The organism is Parviterribacter multiflagellatus, from assembly GCF_056863265.1.
Genome location: NZ_JBXPIZ010000004.1, coordinates 427,194 through 444,516, shown reverse-complemented (window position 1 = coordinate 444,516; position 17,323 = coordinate 427,194). Strand labels below are relative to the sequence as shown.

Genomic DNA, 17,323 nt, shown 5'->3' with positions numbered 1-17,323 from the left:
AGTGGGACGGGCGCGGCGGGAGGCGGCGCCGTCCCGGCCGGCGGCGCGCCCGGGGCCGTGCCGCGCGGCGGCGCGTTGTTCGCTCCGCTGGCCGACCGGGCGTTCTTCGCCGCCGTCGCCCGCCACGCGGGGCCGCCGCCGCGCAGGGCGAGCCGCGCCGAGGTGCGCGCCGCCGAGCGCGTCCGGCGCGAGGTGCTCCGCCTGCGCGGCTGCCTGGGCGTGCTGCCGCAGGCGCAGCGGCGGGTGATCGTGCTGCGTGCCGGGCTCGGGCGGCCGTGGCCGCGGTCGGCCCGCACGGTCGCGCGGATCGTGGACGTCTCGCCACGGCGGGTCCGCGCGCTCACCGCGGCCGCGCTGACCGGGCTGCGCCGGTGCGGCGGGACCGTGAGCGGCGGCGCGGCGCCCGCGCTGCTGGTGACCACCCCGGCGGTCACGGCGCCCGACACCGCCGCAGACGCAACCGCGGTTCGTCACGACATCGCCACGGGTTCGCGCAACGATCACGCAGATGCGGGCAGGGACGCCGGCTCAGGCGGGGGCACCGGTGAGGATGAGACGCCGGGCGGGGTGAGCGGGCAGAGCGACTCCCGCGACGCCCCGCTCCCGCCCCCGGCCGCCGCGCCGTCACCGCGCTCGGCGAGCGGCGAGGACGGCGGCGCGACGCCGGTCGTCGTCACGCTGGCGGCGATGCTCGTCGCCGGCGGCACGCTCGTGCTCGTGGCCGACCGCGTCCGCGCGCGGCGCCACCGCCGCCTCGTGGACTCGTGGGAGGACGCGTGAGCGCGGGGCGCTACGCCCAGCGGCCGCGGTAGGCCTGCTGCTCGGGCGTCTCGACGTCGATCTCGACGCCGAGCGACGCGAGCTTCAGCCGCGCGACCTCGTCGTCGATCGCGGGCGGGACGGCCTGGACGCCGGGCGCGAGCTCGCCGTCGCCGGCGGCCGCGAGGTGCACCGCGCTCAGGGCCTGGAGCGCGAACGAGACGTCCATCACCGCCGCGGGATGGCCCTGGGCGGCGGCGAGGTTGACGACCTGGCCGCGCGCCAGGAGGTTGAGGCGCACGCCGTCCTCGACCTCGTACTGCTCGACGAGCGGCAGCACCTGCGCGACGCGGTCGCCCGCGAGCGCGCGCAGGTCCTCCAGCGCGATCTCGACGTCGAAGTGGCCGGCGTTGGCGAGCACCGCGCCGTCCTTCATCCGCTGGAAGTGCTCGGCGCGCAGGACGTCGCGCGAGCCGGTCACGGTCACGAACACGTCGCCCCGCGCGGCGGCCTCCAGCGACGGGAGGACCTCGAAGCCCTCCATCCGCGCCTCCAGCGCGCGCAGCGGGTCGACCTCGCAGACGATCACCGACGCGCCGGCGCCCCGGGCGCGCACCGCGACGCCGCGGCCGCTCCAGCCGTAGCCGAGCACCACGAGGGTCTGGCCGGCGAGCAGCATGTTCGTCGCGCGCAGGATGCCGTCGAGCGCCGACTGGCCGGTGCCGAAGCGGTCGTTGATGCCGCGCTCGGCGGCCGCCTCGTTGACGGCGAGGACCGGGCAGGCGACGTCGAGCGCGCGCAGGTGGACGAGGCCGCTGCGCGTCTCCTCGGTGGCGCCGCGCAGCGACGGGTGGAGCGCCGCGATCAGCTCCGCGCCATCGTCGAGGACGAGGTGGGGCTCCGCGGCCGCGACCGCGGCGAGGCCGTCGCGGTAGTCGCCGACGTGCACGTGCTCCCCCAGCGCCTCGGCGACGTCGTGCTGGGTGACGTACGGGTTGGCGGCGCACAGGTGCACCTCGGCGCCGCCGGCGCGGAGGGCGAGCACGAGGTTCGCCGTCTCCGCGGTGACGTGCAGGCAGGCGCCGACGCGGACCCCGTCGAGCGGGCGGTCCGCAGACAGACGAGCCCGGATCGAGCGGAGGACGGGCATCTGCCCGCCCGCCCACTCGATCCGGGCGAGGCCATTTCCGCTGGTGGCGGTGATGGCCTTAGCGCCTAATAGCGGTAGTGGTCGGGCTTGTACGGGCCCTCGACCGGCACGCCGATGTACGCGGCCTGCTCGGGCGTGAGCTTCGTCAGCGTCGCGCCGAGGGCCTCGACGTGGACGCGCGCGACCTTCTCGTCGAGGATCTTCGGCAGCACGTAGACCTCGGTCTTGTACTCGTCGTGCTTCGTGAAGAGCTCGATCTGCGCGATCGTCTGGTTCGAGAAGGAGTTCGACATCACGAACGACGGGTGGCCGGTCGCGTTGCCGAGGTTCAGCAGGCGGCCCTCGGAGAGGACGATGATCGAGCGGCCGTCCGGGCGGACCCACTCGTCGACCTGCGGCTTGATGTTGACCTTCTTGATGCCGTCGACCTTCGCGAGGCCGGCCATGTCGATCTCGTTGTCGAAGTGGCCGATGTTGCCGACGATGGCCTGGTGCTTCATGCGAAGCATGTGGTCGGCCGTGATGATGTTGAAGTTGCCGGTCGTCGTGACGAAGATGTCGCCTTCCTCGACGACCTCGTCGAGCGACCGGACCTCGTAGCCCTCCATCAGCGCCTGCAGGGCGTTGATCGGGTCGATCTCCGTGACGATGACGCGCGCGCCCTGGCCGCGCAGCGAGGCGGCCGAGCCCTTGCCGACGTCGCCGTAGCCGCAGATGACCGCGACCTTGCCGGCGATCATGACGTCCGTCGCGCGGTTGATGCCGTCGACGAGCGAGTGGCGGCAGCCGTAGAGGTTGTCGAACTTCGACTTGGTGACCGAGTCGTTGACGTTGATCGCCGGGAAGAGGAGCTTGCCCTCCTTCTGCATCTCGTACAGGCGATGCACGCCCGTCGTCGTCTCCTCGGTGACCCCGAGGATGCCCTCGCCGATCTTCGTGAAGCGCGTCGGGTTCTCGGCGAGCGAGCGCGTGAGGAGCTTGAGGATGACCCCGTACTCCTCCGAGTCCGCGGTGCTCGGGTCCGGCACGGCGCCGGCCTTCTCGAACTCGGTGCCCTTGTGGACGAGCAGCGTGACGTCGCCGCCGTCGTCGAGGATCATGTTCGGGCCGAGGCCGTCGCCGAAGTCGAGCGTCTGCTCGAGGCACCACCAGTACTCCTCGAGCGTCTCGCCCTTCCAGGCGTAGACCGGGACGCCGGACGCGGCGATCGCGGCCGCGGCGTGGTCCTGGGTCGAGAAGATGTTGCAGGACGCCCAGCGGACCTCAGCACCGAGCGCGGTGAGCGTCTCGATGAGGACGGCGGTCTGGATCGTCATGTGGAGCGAGCCGGTGATGCGCGCGCCCTTGAGCGGCTGCTGCTCGGCGTACTCCTTGCGGAGGGCCATCAGGCCGGGCATCTCGTGCTCGGCGAGCTGGATCTCCTTGCGGCCGAACTCGGCGAGCGAGATGTCGGCGACCTTGTAGTCCGTGGCGGTGGTGGCCATGGGGCTCCTAACGGGTCGGGATCGTCAGGCCGTCGTGGAGAGCAGCTTCATGTGCTTCTGCCGCTCCCACTCGAGCCAGTCGTCTGCGGGAACACGCGCGGGACGCTCAGGCTCGGCCTCGAACCACGCCTCCACCGCGCCGAGGAGCTCCTCGTCGCGGCGCAGGCGTAGCGCGAAGCCGACCTCACCGAGGCTGATGTCGTGCCGGTCGAGCAGCTCGCGCAGGGTGCGCAGGCGCTGCAGCTCGGCAGGGCCGTAGAGCCGGTAGCCGGACGCCGAGCGCTGGGGCTCGACGAGGCCCGCACGCTCGATGTAGCGCAGCATGCGGGCCGACCAGCCGGTCGTCTCGGCAGCCTCGTGGATGGTCAGGGCGTCCTGCACTGGCCCCGAACCTTACCACGGGCGTGTCAAGGTTCTGCGCGCGCGCCGGGCTCGGCGCGGCGGCCTCCTACTGCGTCGCGGTGAGGATCGACTTGCGCTTCTTGTGCGACTGCTCGTAGAGGCGGACGACGGCCTTCGTGGCCTCGTCGGCGCCGCGGACGCGGTCGACGATGTCGGGCGCCTTCATCTTCGTGTAGTTCGGCCACGGCTCGTCGACGCGCAGGTTCGCGGCCGGCGTGGCACCGCCCTCGGTCTCGACGACCGTCGGCGTGTCGTCCACGGTCTTGACCTGCGAGATCGGGGCCGGGGTGACGTCGGTCGGGCGGCGGTTGCCCTCGGGCGCGACCGGGCGCGGGCTCGTGCTGGAGGCCGCGGTCGGGTCGGGCGAGCCGGCGACGGCGGCGTCGCCCGGGGCGTCGGCCGTTCCCGCCACACCGCCGGAGGCGCCCGCGGCGCTCGTCGGCTCGGCCGGCGCCTTCGCGCGCTGGACGCCGCGGGAGGTCGTCGCGCGCCGCCGGGCGGTCGTGCGCGGCGACGGCGTGCGCCGGCCGGTCCCGCCGCGGGCGGGCGACGACGGCTCGGGCGCGGGAGCGGGCCTCGTGGCGACGGCGCGGTCCGTGTCCGACGGCCGCGTCCCGGCGGGCGCGGCGCCCGGCGCGGCCGCCGCCGACGCGGTGGGCGTGGTGGGCGCGTACCGGTCGTCGCCGTTGTGCCCCCGGTGCAGGGCGTGCTCGGCGATCGACTTCGGGACGGCGGTGACGAGCTTCACGGCGTGCGTCGCAACGGACACGCCGACCCGCACGGGCGTGAAGAGATCCATGTCCAGTGCCCTGCCCGTCGGGCAGGGCACCGCAAACCGGAGTGTGAGCTACCGCTCGGCGAGCTGGGACTTGAGCCGCTCGATCACCGTGACCGGCGTGGGATCGATCCCCCGCAGGACGGCGACGTAGAGCGACACGAGGTCACCGAGGAGCACGAGCGAGAAGACCCGCTCGACCGCGTTCTTGCCGCGCGTCTCCACGCGGAAGGTGTGCGCCGCGTTGGGCTCGACCATCCACGAGGTCAGCTCGATGCGCGCGCGGACGCGGGGGTGCAGGTCCTCGTCGTCGAGGAAGATGGCCGAGAACGGGCCGAGGCCGTCCGAGCCCTCCCAGCCGACGATCTCGTTGTGGTCGAGCTCGGGGAGCTCGTGCGAGAACGACGGCACCTTCGCGTTCTCGTTGAGCTGGGTCTTCCAGCGGTACGCGATCGGCGACGTCAGGCCGGCGCCGGCGATGATCGGCACCGTGCCCACGAGCGCGCGGGCCATCGTCTTCGACAGCGAGTCGTCGGCGCCCTCGGGCCCCCACTCGTCGACCAGCGCCTGCGTGTGCGACGCGGCGACGTCGACCTCGGACGTCATGCGCGGCGCGACGCCGCAGAGCGCCGCGACCTCGAGCGTCGCCACCGTCAGGTACGCCACCGCGGCGCGCGGCTGGAAGCCGCCGGGGATCGGGATCACCGGCACGCCGTCGGCGCGCGCCTGCTCGGCCAGCCGGCCGCCGCTCGTCACCACGACCCGCCGCGCGCCGACGTAGCCCGCGGCGTCGTAGCAGGCGAGGGTCTCCTCGGTGTTGCCGGAGTACGAGGCGCAGAGCACCGTCGTCTCGGGCGTCGCCCACGGCGGCAGGCCGTAGCCGCGCGAGACCGCGATCGGCCGCGACGCGTGGTCGCCCAGCGCCGCACGCGCGAGCCCGCCGCCGATGGCCGAGCCGCCCATGCCGGCGACGATCAGGCCGCCCGGGGAGTCCCAGCCCTCCATGAGGCCGCTCGCGCTCTCGACCCGCCACAGCGCATCGCGCAGGTGATCGGGGATCGACAGCACGTCCGCCAGCAGGCCGGAACGGTCGATCTGGCCGATCGCCTCACGGGTGAGCATCCCACCCGCCATCAGAACTTGACTGCACCCTCGGGGATGTCCACGTGCGGGAAGACTCGCATGCCCTGAGCGATCACGTTGTCTGCCCCCACGGTCACCCCCTCGCCGAGCACCGCGCCGCCGGTCACGTGGACCCCGTCGCCGACCACCGCACCGGCGGCAACCACGCAGTCGCGGAGCACACACTCGGCGCCGATCTTCGCGCCCTGCATGACGACGGCGCGCTCGATGTTGGCGCGCGGGCCCACGGTCACGCCGGGGCCGAGGACGACGAGCGAGCCCACGTGCGCGCCCTCGCCGATGACGCAGTCGCGCTCGACGACCGCGGGCGGGACGACGCGGCCGTCGCCCTGCACCGACTCGTCGATCGCGAGGTAGCCGACGCCGAGACGCTCGGCCACCTGCGTCTTGACCTGCTTCTCGATGATGTCGAACGTGCCCTGCAGGTACCGCGCGGGCGTGCCGATGTCCATCCAGTACGCGCGGCGGTCCGCGAAGCCGTAGAGGCCGTCGCCCACGAGCCGCGGCCAGATCTCGCGCTCGATCGACACGTTCCTGTCCGGCGCGATCAGGTCGACGACCTCGCGCTCGAGGATGTACGCGCCGGCGGAGATCAGCGGATCGGCCGGGACCTGGTCGGCCGGCGGCTTCTCGACGAAGCCCCCCACCGACCAGTCGTCGCGGCAGCGCACGAGGCCGTACGCGGACGGGTCGTCGACCGGCACCAGCGCCAGCGTCCCCTTCGCCCCGGTCCGCTCGTGCTGCGTCAGCTGGGCGGTCAGGTCGAGGTCCGTGAGGACGTCGCCGTTGAGCATGAAGAACCGCTCCGCCAGCAGCGACTCGGCGAACTTCAGCGCGCCGGCCGTGCCGCGGGGATCCGGCTCCTCCACGTACGTGATCTTCAGGCCGTACTGCGAGCCGTCACCCAGCACGTTCCGCACCGCCGTCGAGAGGTAGCCCATCAGCAGCACGACGTCGTCGACGCCGTGCGACTTGAGCCACTCGAGCATGTAGGCGAGGAACGGCCGGTCGACGAGGGGGACGACCGGCTTGGGCACGGTCGACGTCAGCGGCCGCAGCCGCGTCCCCTCGCCGCCGACGAGGATGACGGCCTGCATGCTCAGACGGTGATCTCGCCGGTGGGCTCGGCGGCGAACTCGCGGTCGGTGCCGCGCCCGACGCCCTCGTACTTGAGGCCGGCGGCCCGGACGGCGTCCGGATCGAGCGCGTTGCGCCCGTCGATGACGAGGTCGCCGCGCATCGCCGAGGCGACGGCGCCGAAGTCGAGCTCGCGGAACTCCTGCCACTCGGTGACGAGCACGACCGCGTCCGCGTCCTTGACCGCGTCCAGCGCGGACGGCGCGAACTCGACGCCGCGCATGAGCTTGCGGGCCTCCTCCTCGGCGATCGGGTCGTAGCCGACGACGGTCGCGCCCTCGCCCTGCAGCCGCCCCGCGAGCACGAGCGAGGAGGCCTCGCGCATGTCGTCGGTGTCCGGCTTGAACGCGAGCCCGAGGAGCGCGATGCGCTTGCCCGGCAGCGCGCCGACGTGGCGCTTGAGCTTGCCGATGACGCGCCGCTTCTGCAGCTCGTTGACCTCGATGACCGCCGACAGCAGCTGGAAGTGGTAGCCGGAGTTGCCCGCGAGCTGCTTGAGCGCGCTGACGTCCTTCGGGAAGCACGAGCCGCCGAAGCCGATGCCCGGTTGGAGGAACTTCTGGCCGATGCGGTCGTCCAGGCCCATGCCCTTCGCGACCTCGAGCACGTCGGCGCCCGTCTCCTCGGAGACGTTCGCGATCTCGTTGATGAACGAGATCTTCGTGGCGAGGAACGCGTTGGACGCGAGCTTGACCATCTCCGCCGAGGCGATGTCCATCCGCAGGATCTCCGCGCCCAGCGGGGCGTAGAGCTCCTCGACGGCCTGGCCCGCCCAGTCGCCGTCGTCGCCGATGACGACGCGGTCCGGGTGGAGGAAGTCCTTGACGGCCGAGCCCTCCTTGAGGAACTCGGGGCACGAGACGTAGCGGAAGCCGGCCTTGCCGGTGTCCTGGAAGTGCCGCTTGATGTGGCGGCCGGTGCCGACCGGGACGGTCGACTTCATCACCAGGGCGTGCTCCTCGGAGGCGGGCATCGCCTCGACGACGGAGTACACGGCGCTCAGGTCGGCGTCGCCGGAGTACGACGGCGGGGTGCCCACGGCGACGAAGAGCAGGCGCGCGTGCTGCAGCGCGTCCGCGATGTCCGTCGAGAAGTGGAGGCGCCCCTTGTGGCGCTCGACCAGCTCCGCCAGCCCCGGCTCGTAGATCGGGATCTCGCCCCGCTTGAGGCGGGCGATCTTGTCGGCGTCGATGTCGATGCACCAGACCTCGTTGCCGAGCTCTGCGAAGCCGGCCGCGGTGACGAGGCCGACGTAGCCGGTGCCGATGACGCCGATGGGTTCACGCTGGCTGCTCATAAGGGAGTCGGACAATCTAGCCGTAGGGGAGGACCGCAGGGCCGCCTAGCCGCCGACGCGCTTGAGCGACGAGGCGATGGCGATCATCTGCCGGTTGGTCAGCGAGCGCAGGAGCGTGTTGGACACCCAGTACGCGCCCTTGTCGGTCTTCCACGCGACCATCCGCAGGCGCGAGCCGTCGCGGAAGAGCATCAGCTTGCGGCCGCGCGAGGTCTGGTAGCCGGACGGGCTGTTGAGCAGCGGCGGGTTCTTCCAGTTCGTGCCCTGGATGCCGTAGTACTCGCCCAGGCCGGGAGCCTCGACGGTGAACCGGTAGGCGCGGTAGCGCTTGCGGTCCGGGTCGAAGAGGTCGTAGGTGCGCGGCTTGTCGGACTCGAAGCCGTCCCACATGCGTCCGCCGGTGCGGATCAGCGTCGGGTAGTAGAGCGGGAACGGGACCTTCGGCTGCGCGAGGATCGCCGAGTCCTCGACCGGCGTGCCGGTCGGCGACAGGCCGGGGACGCTCGACGCGCCGCTGCTCTTCTTGCGCTTGGACGACTTGCCGGACGAGGAGGACGTGCCGCTGGAGCGCGCCTTCGTCGACTGGGTCGTCTTGGACGCCTTCACCTCGAGGAACTCGTTGCGCACGCGCGCCAGGTTCTCGGGCGTGATCGTCACGAACTCCTGGCCGAGGTCGGCGCGGAAGTTGACGCGCCGCAGCGGCGAGCGGGACGCCTCGTAGGTGAGCTTGAGGAGCCGCAGCACCGCGGCGCTCGAACGGATGTCGGTGTCCGTGTAGCGCCCGAACAGCTCCAGCAGCTCCTCGCGGTCCTGGAACAGCCGCTCGATGCCCAGCTGGTCCTTGGCCTCCGACAGGTAGTGCTGCTGGCGGGCGCCGCGCACGATGTCGGTGTCGAGGTGGCGGAAGCGGACGAAGTCGAGCGAGTCCTGGCCGCACAGCTTCTGGTAGCCGGGCTTGAGGTCGATCGTCGCGTAGTTCGAGTCGCTCGCGACCGGCGGGTTGTTGTCGTTGAAGTAGCGGCGGTCGACGTCGATGTAGAAGCAGCCGAGCCGCTTGACCGCGCGCGTGAAGGCCCCGAAGTTCACGTTGACGACGTGGTGGATCGGGAAGTCGCCGCCCATCAGCTGCTTGACCTTCTGGACGGTCGCCTTGGGCCCGCCCATCGAGTACGCGGCGTTGATCTTGTCGTTGTACGTCCCGCCGTCCTTGCTCTGGTACGTGACCTTCAGGTCGCGCGGGATGGAGAGGATCGCGGTGGCGTCCTCGTCCGGATCGAGGCGCACGAGGATGATCGTGTCCGAGCGCGGCTTGATGCCGGCCTTCGTGTCGCCCCAGCGGCGGTCCGAGCCGATCAGCATGATCGTCTGCGGCTCGCCCGAGTCGACGTCCTCGAGGACCTCGTCGACGCCTTCGAGCGGCTTGTTGTACCGGGTGAACGCCTCGAGGGACGAGTCGACCTCGAGCAGCACGGCGGTCGCGCTCGCGGCGGCGGTGAAGAACGCGATCGCGACCATGGCCGCGAGGAAGCGCTTCCACATCCCCCACGCCAGGCGCGGCGGGTGATCTGATGGGGGCAGGGCGCTCACTTGGCGGTCTTCAGCGAGGCCGCGATGGCCAGCATCTCGTCGTCGCTCAGCTTCATGTTCAGGGTGTTCGAGATCCAGTACGTGCCGGCGTCCGTGCGCCACGCGACGAAGCGCAGCTTGGAGCCCGCGCGGAACAGCTCGAGCTTCCGTCCCTTGATCCGCCGCGTCCGGCTCGGGTTCTTGAGCAGCGGCGGATCCTTCCAGGTCGTGCCCTGGACACCATAGAACTGCCCGGCGTTCTCGTCCTCCGCCACGGTGAAGCGGAACGCCTGCCGCAGGTGGCCCTCGCGGTCGCGCAGCTGGTAGAGCCGCAGCTTGTCGTCGTACTTGCCGCGCTGCGTGAGGTGCGTGGGGTACTTGATCGGGAAGCCGAGCCGGTCGGCGCGCCTGCCGGTGTCGCGGACGAGCTTGGCGCCCTCCTCCCGCGCGTCGCGCAGTTGCGCCTGCGCGACCGTGCCGCGCTTCTTCTTCGACACCGCCTTCTTCTTGGGCGCGGTGCCGTCGATCTCGGCCTGCGTCTGGCCGCCGTGGAGGAACTGGAAGACCGCGCCGGCGATCTGGTCGGGCGTCGACTCGACGTACGAGATCTTCTGACCGTCCTCGCCGCCCTCGTCGACGAACGTCGCGGGGAACTCGACCTGCCGCACCGGGTGGTCGCGCGAGGCCAGCGCCAGCTTGGCGATCGACAGGAAGCCGGCCTTCTCGCGCAGCCGGCCGTTGGTCTGCATCGAGTCGGCCACGATCTGGCCGAGGTCCTTGATCTGCTCCTCGACCGACCCGTTGGAGATCTGGTCGACGATCTGGTCCTTGGCCGCGCGGAGCAGGTCCTGCTGGCGGGCGGCGCGCACGAGGTCGGTGTCGAGGTGGCGGAACCGCGCGTAGTCGAGCGCCTTGATGCCGCACAGCTTCTGGTAGCCGGGCGGGATGTCGATCGCGTCGTAGCGCTGGCCGATCGGGACGCCGACGTTGGAGTGGTAGTAGCGCCGGTCGACGTCGACGTAGAAGCAGTCGAAGTAGTTGACGGCCCTGCGGAAGCCCTTGAAGTTGACGTTCGCGACGCCGTGGATCTTCAGGCCCGTGATCGACTTGATCGTCTGGAGCGTGAGCTTCGGGCCGCCGAGCGCGTACGCGTCGTTGATCTTCGCCAGGCCGTGGCCGGGGATCTGCACGCGCAGGTCGCGCGGGATCGACAGGACGGTCGTTGCCTTCTGCTCGTCGTCCATCCGGACGAGCATCATCGTGTCCGACCGCGCGGGCTCCTCGTCGTCCTTCTGCCAGCGGCCGTCGGAGCCGATCAGCAGGAGCGTCTGGGGCTCGCCGGGCTCCGGCTTCTCGATCTCCTTGTTGATGTCGGGCGCGAGGATCTGCGGCGGCTCGATGTCGGGGAGGATCTCGTCGATCTTCAGGAGCGCCGCGGTCGCGCTGGCGCCCGCGGTGAGCACGATGATGAGCACCGCAGCGAGGAACGCACGCAGGAGCATGCTGCGATCCGCGCGCGGCGTGTCCATCAGGCGAGGCCGCCGTCGATCGCGCGCAGGTCGGCCGGGGCGGAGGCATCCTCCTCGGCCAGGCGCTCCGGGAGCATCGTGATGAAGTCGGTCAGCGTCTGGCGGTACCGCGCGAGCGACGCGATCGACACCCACTCCTCCGGGCCGTGGTGGCCGGCGCCGGTGGGGCCGAACTCGACGCCGGGGATGCCCGCCTCGAGGAACGTGATGACGTCCGACGCGCCGTCGCGGCCGACGCTCAGCGACTCCTCCCCGGCCGTGTAGCGGCGCACGGCGGCGCGCAGCGCGACGACGTACGGGTTCGTGCGCGAGACGACCGCGGGCGGCCACGTGAAGCAGCGGACGATCTCCAGATCGGCGATCTCGCGGATCTGGGCCAGGATCGCGCCGGGGTCCTGGTTGGGGAGATAGCGGATGTCGACGTCCATCTCGCAGCGATCGGGGACCTTGTTGAAGGCGTCGCCGCCGTTGATCCGCGCGAGGTTGATGGACGGGCGGTCGAAGAGGTCGGACGACTCGCGCGAGAACGGCAAGGTCTCGATTCGCCGGAACGCGTCATGGGCCTTCAAGATCGCGTTGTCGCCGAGCCAGGGCGTGGAGCCGTGGGCGGCGGTGCCGGAGACCGCGGCGCGCAGCGCGAGCACGCCCTTGGCCTGGATGCCGATGTGCAGGTCGGTGGGCTCGCCGGTGATGGCGAAGTCGCCCTGGATGCCGTGCTCGCGGACGAGCCAGTCGATCGAGTGGCGCTCGACGTCCTCGGACTCCTCGTCGGGCACGCACGTGAAGACGACCCGCACGCGATCCTGGTCGGCGACGTCGCGCAGCGCGCACATCATCGCGCTCAGGCCGCCCTTCATGTCGTAGGCGCCGCGGCCGATCAGCCGGTCGCCCTCGATCCGGGGCGTGAACTGCTCCGGGTGCGCCGGGACGACGTCGAGGTGGCCGTGGAAGACGACGGTCGGCGGGTTGGTCTCGGGCGGCGGGCCCACAGCAGCGACCAACACGGGAAGGCCGTTGAAGTCGTGCTCCTGCACCGCGATGTCGCGGGCCTCCATCCAGCCCTTGACGAACCCGGCGGCGCTCCGGAGGCCGTCGAGCGTGCTCGTGTCGGCGCTGATGAGGCGTTCGCACAGCACGCGTTCGTCCATCCGAGCGAGTCTAGGGATCGATCGCGGCCTCATTCATCCGTAACCCGGACCGGCGAACCTACGCTGACGGTCAGGCTTCCAACGGGATTCCGAGAATTCGGGTGATCTCTTTGTGCAATGCGGCTAGTCGACGTCGACGGTTTGCCGCGACCAAGGGCGCGGTGTCGTGGTCTAGCACGCGCTGCACGACTGCCCGCTTGGAGATGTCGACAGATCGATCTCCAAGCTCGCAGCGCAACCACTCGCGCGCCGCGGTCGCTCGACCGAACGGTGCCAAAGACGACGCAGGCATCGCGACTCCATGACGGTCCCTTAGTTCTGCGTTCAGCGCCGTGAGGTACACGGCAGGATCGAGCAGATCTTCCAGAGACAGAGGACGGCTGCTGTCTCCGAGCTTCAAGATGCGCTCAGCCGGAACACCCGCATCGAGAAGTCGTTGCCGAAGACGCGCGCCGTCCGAGTCACCGTCAGTGACGTACGCGACGCGAGCCGCCGAGAGATCCAGCGCACCTAATGTCTCGGCGCTTGCCTCAGAGATGCCAGGCGCGACCTGATAGCCGAGAGCGGGCCTTCCTGTGACCTCTCGCAAGAGTGTCGGCAGTAGCATCGCATCCGTAAGGCCCTCAGCAACGACGGCATACCGAGCGGCCGAGAACGCCAGCGCTCCCGCGCCCATCGCGATGAGCAGCGGCGAATAGGCGCCCTGAAGGTCCGGCCGGCCCCAAACTCGGTTCTCGACTCTGCTGTGCTGCCACTCTCCCGCGGGGACGTCCGTCGGCCCGGTGGGTTCGATGAGGCGCACCCCGACGCCGATGTCCTCGGGAAGGCAACCCGCCGAATGAGTGGTGTAGATGACCTTGCCGGCTAGCTCCTGATAGGTCAGCACCCGCACGAAGTCCGCTTGTGCGTTGTAGTGCAGATGCGTCTCCGCCTCATCGATGAGCAGGACGACGTCCTGTCGCGCGCTAAAGCGCTCGACGTAGCTCATCAGCGCGACGAACTGCCTGAAGCCGTCGCTCCGCTCCGCGAGAGAGATGAATCGGCCTGGGGCACTCGTCACGAGTACATGAAGTGTGCGATCCGTGACACGGAACCGGACCGCGACGTTCGCTTGCGTCCAGCACTTCGCGAAGATCCGCTCAAGCGCACGGTTCGCCGAGAAGAGCAGCTCCTCGACGGTCGCCTCATCGCCAGCATCCACCGCAGCCACGAGATCAGCCACGTCGAGCGCCGAAAGCTCGGTGAGATTCCGAAGTGCGAGCGGAACCTTCTCGCCGAGCGTGTGCGTGGCCGGGAGCGCCCGATGTGGTTCGTCGAACATGAGGAACTCGGGTCGCTCGTCGAGCAGGCGTTGGGCCGCGAGCGCCCCCGGTGCGGGCCGAGCCTCGTTCTCGATCGCACTCCCGAGCTTCGTGAGAGCGTTTCGCTGTGCTGCGGTCGAGGGCTCCCAACCGGCAAGCTTCCCCGCCAATGATGTCAACGTCGCGACGTCGCTCTCAGCCAGCGACTCCTCCTGCTTCCGGAGCACGGTCAACGAGCTCCCGATGTCGGCCTGGAGTTCCGCGTCGTCTCGAAATCGCTTCTGTGCAGTGACTACCTCAAGCGCCTTCGCAGCCGCAAGCCGCGGCTCAATCGACCGGACGATCTCAGGCGCTACGTCGGCGTGAAGTCGTCCGCTCTCTCGCTTCCAGACATCGATCGTCCGGATCTCGGCTGCCTCGGGAATGTCCAGCAAGAGCTGTCGGTCTCGCTCTTCCAGCGCGAAAGTCGCTCGGACGCAAACGCGGCCGTCGCTGCCGCGCGTGGCGTCGCCGGGTGCGAACTCCCCGGTTCCGTTCAACTGCAGAAGCCCTCGAAGGAACGAGGACTTCCCCGCTTCGTTCGGACCGATGATCGCGACGACGGCCGACGCAACGTCCATGTTGGGAGCAACGTCTCGGAAGCGACGGTAGCCCCACATTCCGCATGACAAGAGACGCACGTGGTGCACGTTATTGGTGGTGCCGGTCGGTTCCGGCCTGTTCGGTAACGACCACCGTGCGCGAAGCACCACCCTGCTCAGCCGCGATGCGCCGTCTTCCGTACGCTCCTCCGTCGTGTCCGTCATCGTCATCCACGGAGGCGCGGGAGCCTGGAAGAAGGAGGGCGAGGAGCTCGTCCACGAGGCCCTGCGCGAAGCGCTGCTCGCCGGCGGCGAGATCCTCAAGCGGCGCGGCAAGGCCGTCGACGCCGTCCAGGCCGCGGTCGAGGTGCTGGAGGACTCGCCCCGCTTCAACTCGGGCCACGGCGCGGTCGCGACCGCCGACGGAACGGTCGAGCTCGACGCCGCGATCATGGACGGCATCGGGCCGCGGGCCGGCGCCGTGGCGGCGGTCACCGGCGTCAAGCACCCGGTCGCCCTCGCGCGCACGGTGCTCGACGGGACGCCGCACGTGCTGATGGTCGGCCGCGGCGCCGAGGCGCTCGCCGACGAGGTCGGGCTCGAACGCGTCCCGCCGGAGTACTTCACGCGCGCCGCCGAGCTGAGCGGCCCGGAGGCGATCCCGCTCGGCGAGGCCGCGTCGGCCCGCAAGCGCGCGGCGTCCGAGACGCCGTTCGACGAGGCGGAGACCGTCGGCGCGGTGGCGCTCGACGCGGCCGGCCACCTCGCCGCGGCCACGTCGACCGGCGGCATGAAGGGTCAGCTCCCCGGTCGGGTCGGCGACGCGCCGCTGCCGGGCAGCGGGACCTGGGCGCAGGACGGCGTCTGCGCGGTCTCGGCCACGGGCGACGGCGAGGCGTTCATCACGGCGGCCGTCGCGCACGAGGTCGCCGCGACGCTGCGCTTCAGCGAGCTGGGCATCGAGGAGGTCTGCTCGCTCGTGCTGCGCAGCCGCGTGCCCGGCACCGGCGGCATCGTCGGGGTCGACCCGCAGGGCAACGTCTGCCTCCCGTTCACGACGCCCGCGATGGCGCGGGGACTGCTGCGCACCGGCGGCGAGCCGTGGACGGCGATCGGGCCTGGGGACCCGCCCCGCCGCTGAGCCGGCGCGCCGCCGCCTTCCGCCTCACCGCGGTCGCCCTCACGCTGGCGTCCGCGTTCGCCGCGTTCTGGCTGCTCGACGTCCTCGACTCCGACGACGTGCGGTCGGTCGTCGACCCGTTCGGCGCGTTCGCCCCGGTCGCCTACGTCGTGGTCGGCGGGCTGCTCGGCGCGGCGCTCGTGCCGGGGCCGGTGCTGGCGGGAACGAGCGGGCTGCTGTTCGGGGCGGCGGTCGGGACGGTCGCGACGATCGCGGCGTCGGTGCTCACCGCCGTCATCGCGCTGCTGGCCGCGCGGCGCACCGCGGGCGACGCGGTCGAGGCGCTGTCCGGCCCGCGGCTGGAGTCGCTGGGTGAGCTGGCGCGCGAGCACGGGACGGTCGCGGTGATCGTGCAGCGGCTGATCCCCGGCGTCCCCGACGCGCCCGCGTCGTACGTGTTCGGCGCGCTCGGCCTGCGCGTGTGGCAGATCGCGCTGGGGACCGCGATCGGCGCGGCCCCGCGCGCGTTCTCCTACACGTCGATCGGCGCGTCGCTCGACGACCCCGACTCGCCGCTGGCCTTCGCGGCCGTCGGGGTGCTGATCCTCACCGCGGTCGTCGGGGCCGAGCTGGCGCGGCGGCTCGTCACGCGTAGTCGTCGTGCGCGCCCCGCGCGTCCACCGCTTCCCCGATCCGGCGGAGCGCATGGACGTACGCCGCCGTCCGCAGGGTGAGGCCCTTCTCGCGCGCGAGGTCGCGGATGTTGCAGGTCTCGCGGACCATGCGGTCCTCCAGCTCGCGGGCGACCTTCTCCTCGTCCCACGGCAGGCCGGTGCGGTTCTGCACCCACTCGAACCAGCTGACGGTGACGCCGCCCGCGTTGACGAGGATGTCGGGGACGATCGTGACGTCGCGCTCGGCGAGGATGTCGTCAGCCGCCGCGCTGACCGGGCCGTTGGCGACCTCGAAGATCACCTTCGCGCGGACGTCGCGCGCGTTGTCCTCGGTGATCGCGTTCTCCAGCGCGGCAGGGCACAGCAGGTCGACGTCGAGCGCCAGGAGGTCCCGCGGGTCGATCTCCTTGGCGCCGTTGGCCTTCAGCCCGCCGCCGGCCTTCGCCTGGCGCGCGGCCGGGACGTCGATGCCGTCGGGGTTGTGGAGCGCGATCTTCGAGTCGCTGATCGCGACGACCCTGTGGCCGGCGTTGTGGAGCTGCTGGGCGAGGACCTGGCCGGCGTTGCCGAAGCCCTGGATGGCGACGGTGACGCTCTCGGCGTCGCCGTCGAGGAGGTCGGGGAGGAGCGTGCGGATCACGTGCCACGCACCGTCGCCGGTGGCGGTGTCGCGGCCGACCGAACCGCCCATCGAGACGGGCTTGCCGGTGACCACGCCGGGCTCGATGCGCCGCTTGATGATCGCGTACTGATCCATCATCCAGCCCATGACCATCGCGTTCGTCGCGACGTCCGGTGCGGGGATGTCGACGTCCGGCCCGATGACGTCGGCGACGGCGGAGACGTAGCCGCGGCTCAGGCGCTCCAGCTCGGATGTCGAGAGCCGCTTGGGGTCGACCGCGACGCCGCCCTTCCCGCCGCCGAACGGCAGCCCGAGCGCCGCGCACTTGAACGTCATCCAGAACGCGAGCGACTGCACCTCGTCCGCGTCGACGTCCGGATGGAACCGCACGCCGCCCTTCGTCGGCCCCCGCGTGTCGTCGTACCGGACCCGGTAGCCGGCGAACACCTCCAGCCGCCCGTCGTCCATCCGGACCGGGATCGACACCTTGAAGACGGACTTGGGGAGCTTCAGCCGCTCGATCGTGTCCCGCGACACGCCGGCGTGCTCGATCGCGGCCTCCAGCCGGCCGCTCGCGTCGGTGAACGTGCTCACCCGGCAGACCTACCTGTCGGGCGAGCCCGCTACACGTCGGG

General features: G+C 71.2%; 14 protein-coding genes and 1 pseudogene. 3 read left to right on the top strand and 12 right to left on the bottom strand.

The window, feature by feature from the left end:
* Positions 1–780 (top strand): annotated as a pseudogene (locus AC1UE5_RS11500) (hypothetical protein); the annotation flags it as partial.
* Positions 781–790: 10 nt separating this feature from the next.
* Here AC1UE5_RS11500 and AC1UE5_RS11495 read toward each other — a convergent pair.
* The 11 genes from AC1UE5_RS11495 to AC1UE5_RS11445 form a co-directional block, all read right to left on the bottom strand.
* Positions 791–1,963: an adenosylhomocysteinase gene (locus tag AC1UE5_RS11495; protein WP_482923318.1), complete on the bottom strand. Its 1,173-nt coding sequence runs from the start codon at positions 1,961–1,963 to the stop codon at positions 791–793.
* Between the two features lie 11 nt (positions 1,964–1,974).
* Entirely contained in the window at positions 1,975–3,393 is a 1,419-nt protein-coding gene (ahcY, locus tag AC1UE5_RS11490) for an adenosylhomocysteinase (RefSeq protein ID WP_482923293.1), read from the bottom strand.
* Positions 3,394–3,417: 24 nt separating this feature from the next.
* On the bottom strand, positions 3,418–3,774 hold the full coding sequence (locus AC1UE5_RS11485; RefSeq protein WP_482923291.1) for a MerR family transcriptional regulator: 357 nt from the start codon (positions 3,772–3,774) through the stop codon (positions 3,418–3,420).
* 67 nt (positions 3,775–3,841) lie between these two features.
* On the bottom strand, positions 3,842–4,594 hold the full coding sequence (locus AC1UE5_RS11480) for a hypothetical protein (RefSeq protein WP_482923289.1): 753 nt from the start codon (positions 4,592–4,594) through the stop codon (positions 3,842–3,844).
* A 48-nt stretch (positions 4,595–4,642) separates the two neighbouring features.
* Complete coding sequence (locus AC1UE5_RS11475) at positions 4,643–5,692, bottom strand: bifunctional phosphoglucose/phosphomannose isomerase (RefSeq protein ID WP_482923287.1); 1,050 nt, start codon at positions 5,690–5,692, stop codon at positions 4,643–4,645.
* Positions 5,693–5,703: 11 nt separating this feature from the next.
* Entirely contained in the window at positions 5,704–6,810 is a 1,107-nt protein-coding gene (locus tag AC1UE5_RS11470; RefSeq protein ID WP_482923285.1) for a nucleotidyltransferase family protein, read from the bottom strand.
* 2 nt (positions 6,811–6,812) lie between these two features.
* Complete coding sequence (locus AC1UE5_RS11465; protein ID WP_482923283.1) at positions 6,813–8,147, bottom strand: UDP-glucose dehydrogenase family protein; 1,335 nt, start codon at positions 8,145–8,147, stop codon at positions 6,813–6,815.
* A 45-nt stretch (positions 8,148–8,192) separates the two neighbouring features.
* Positions 8,193–9,734, bottom strand: a complete 1,542-nt coding sequence (locus AC1UE5_RS11460; protein WP_482923281.1) for an LCP family protein — start codon at positions 9,732–9,734, stop codon at positions 8,193–8,195.
* Positions 9,731–11,215 carry an LCP family protein gene (locus tag AC1UE5_RS11455; RefSeq protein WP_482923279.1) on the bottom strand — a complete coding sequence of 495 codons (1,485 nt, stop codon included), beginning with the start codon at positions 11,213–11,215 and terminating at the stop codon, positions 9,731–9,733. The genes AC1UE5_RS11460 and AC1UE5_RS11455 overlap by 4 nt, the downstream gene beginning before the upstream one ends.
* A gap of 26 nt (positions 11,216–11,241) precedes the next feature.
* Complete coding sequence (locus AC1UE5_RS11450) at positions 11,242–12,390, bottom strand: M20 family metallopeptidase (protein WP_482923277.1); 1,149 nt, start codon at positions 12,388–12,390, stop codon at positions 11,242–11,244.
* A 70-nt stretch (positions 12,391–12,460) separates the two neighbouring features.
* Entirely contained in the window at positions 12,461–14,311 is a 1,851-nt protein-coding gene (locus tag AC1UE5_RS11445; protein WP_482923275.1) for an ATP-dependent nuclease, read from the bottom strand.
* A 175-nt stretch (positions 14,312–14,486) separates the two neighbouring features.
* Between AC1UE5_RS11445 and AC1UE5_RS11440 the strand changes: the two genes are divergently transcribed.
* Positions 14,487–15,413, top strand: coding sequence for an isoaspartyl peptidase/L-asparaginase family protein (locus AC1UE5_RS11440; RefSeq protein WP_482923273.1), 927 nt, complete (start codon positions 14,487–14,489; stop codon positions 15,411–15,413).
* Complete coding sequence (locus AC1UE5_RS11435; protein ID WP_482923270.1) at positions 15,374–16,126, top strand: TVP38/TMEM64 family protein; 753 nt, start codon at positions 15,374–15,376, stop codon at positions 16,124–16,126. The genes AC1UE5_RS11440 and AC1UE5_RS11435 overlap by 40 nt, the downstream gene beginning before the upstream one ends.
* On the opposite strand, the gene AC1UE5_RS11430 is transcribed toward AC1UE5_RS11435, so the two are convergent.
* Positions 16,038–17,282, bottom strand: a complete 1,245-nt coding sequence (locus AC1UE5_RS11430; RefSeq protein ID WP_482923268.1) for a Glu/Leu/Phe/Val family dehydrogenase — start codon at positions 17,280–17,282, stop codon at positions 16,038–16,040. The genes AC1UE5_RS11435 and AC1UE5_RS11430 overlap by 89 nt on opposite strands.
* Between the last annotated feature and the right edge of the window lie 41 nt (positions 17,283–17,323).

What these genes read in the sequence shown, in the direction of transcription:
- AC1UE5_RS11470 (WP_482923285.1), bottom strand. Translation starts at nt 6,810, where the DNA reads ATGCAGGCCGTCATCCTCGTCGGCGGCGAGGGGACGCGGCTGCGGCCG.
- AC1UE5_RS11455 (WP_482923279.1), bottom strand. Translation starts at nt 11,215, where the DNA reads ATGCTCCTGCGTGCGTTCCTCGCTGCGGTGCTCATCATCGTGCTCACC.
- AC1UE5_RS11450 (WP_482923277.1), bottom strand. Translation starts at nt 12,390, where the DNA reads ATGGACGAACGCGTGCTGTGCGAACGCCTCATCAGCGCCGACACGAGC.
- AC1UE5_RS11480 (WP_482923289.1), bottom strand. Translation starts at nt 4,594, where the DNA reads ATGGATCTCTTCACGCCCGTGCGGGTCGGCGTGTCCGTTGCGACGCAC.
- ahcY (WP_482923293.1), bottom strand. Translation starts at nt 3,393, where the DNA reads ATGGCCACCACCGCCACGGACTACAAGGTCGCCGACATCTCGCTCGCC.
- AC1UE5_RS11465 (WP_482923283.1), bottom strand. Translation starts at nt 8,147, where the DNA reads ATGAGCAGCCAGCGTGAACCCATCGGCGTCATCGGCACCGGCTACGTC.
- AC1UE5_RS11445 (WP_482923275.1), bottom strand. Translation starts at nt 14,311, where the DNA reads ATGGACGTTGCGTCGGCCGTCGTCGCGATCATCGGTCCGAACGAAGCG.
- AC1UE5_RS11475 (WP_482923287.1), bottom strand. Translation starts at nt 5,692, where the DNA reads ATGCTCACCCGTGAGGCGATCGGCCAGATCGACCGTTCCGGCCTGCTG.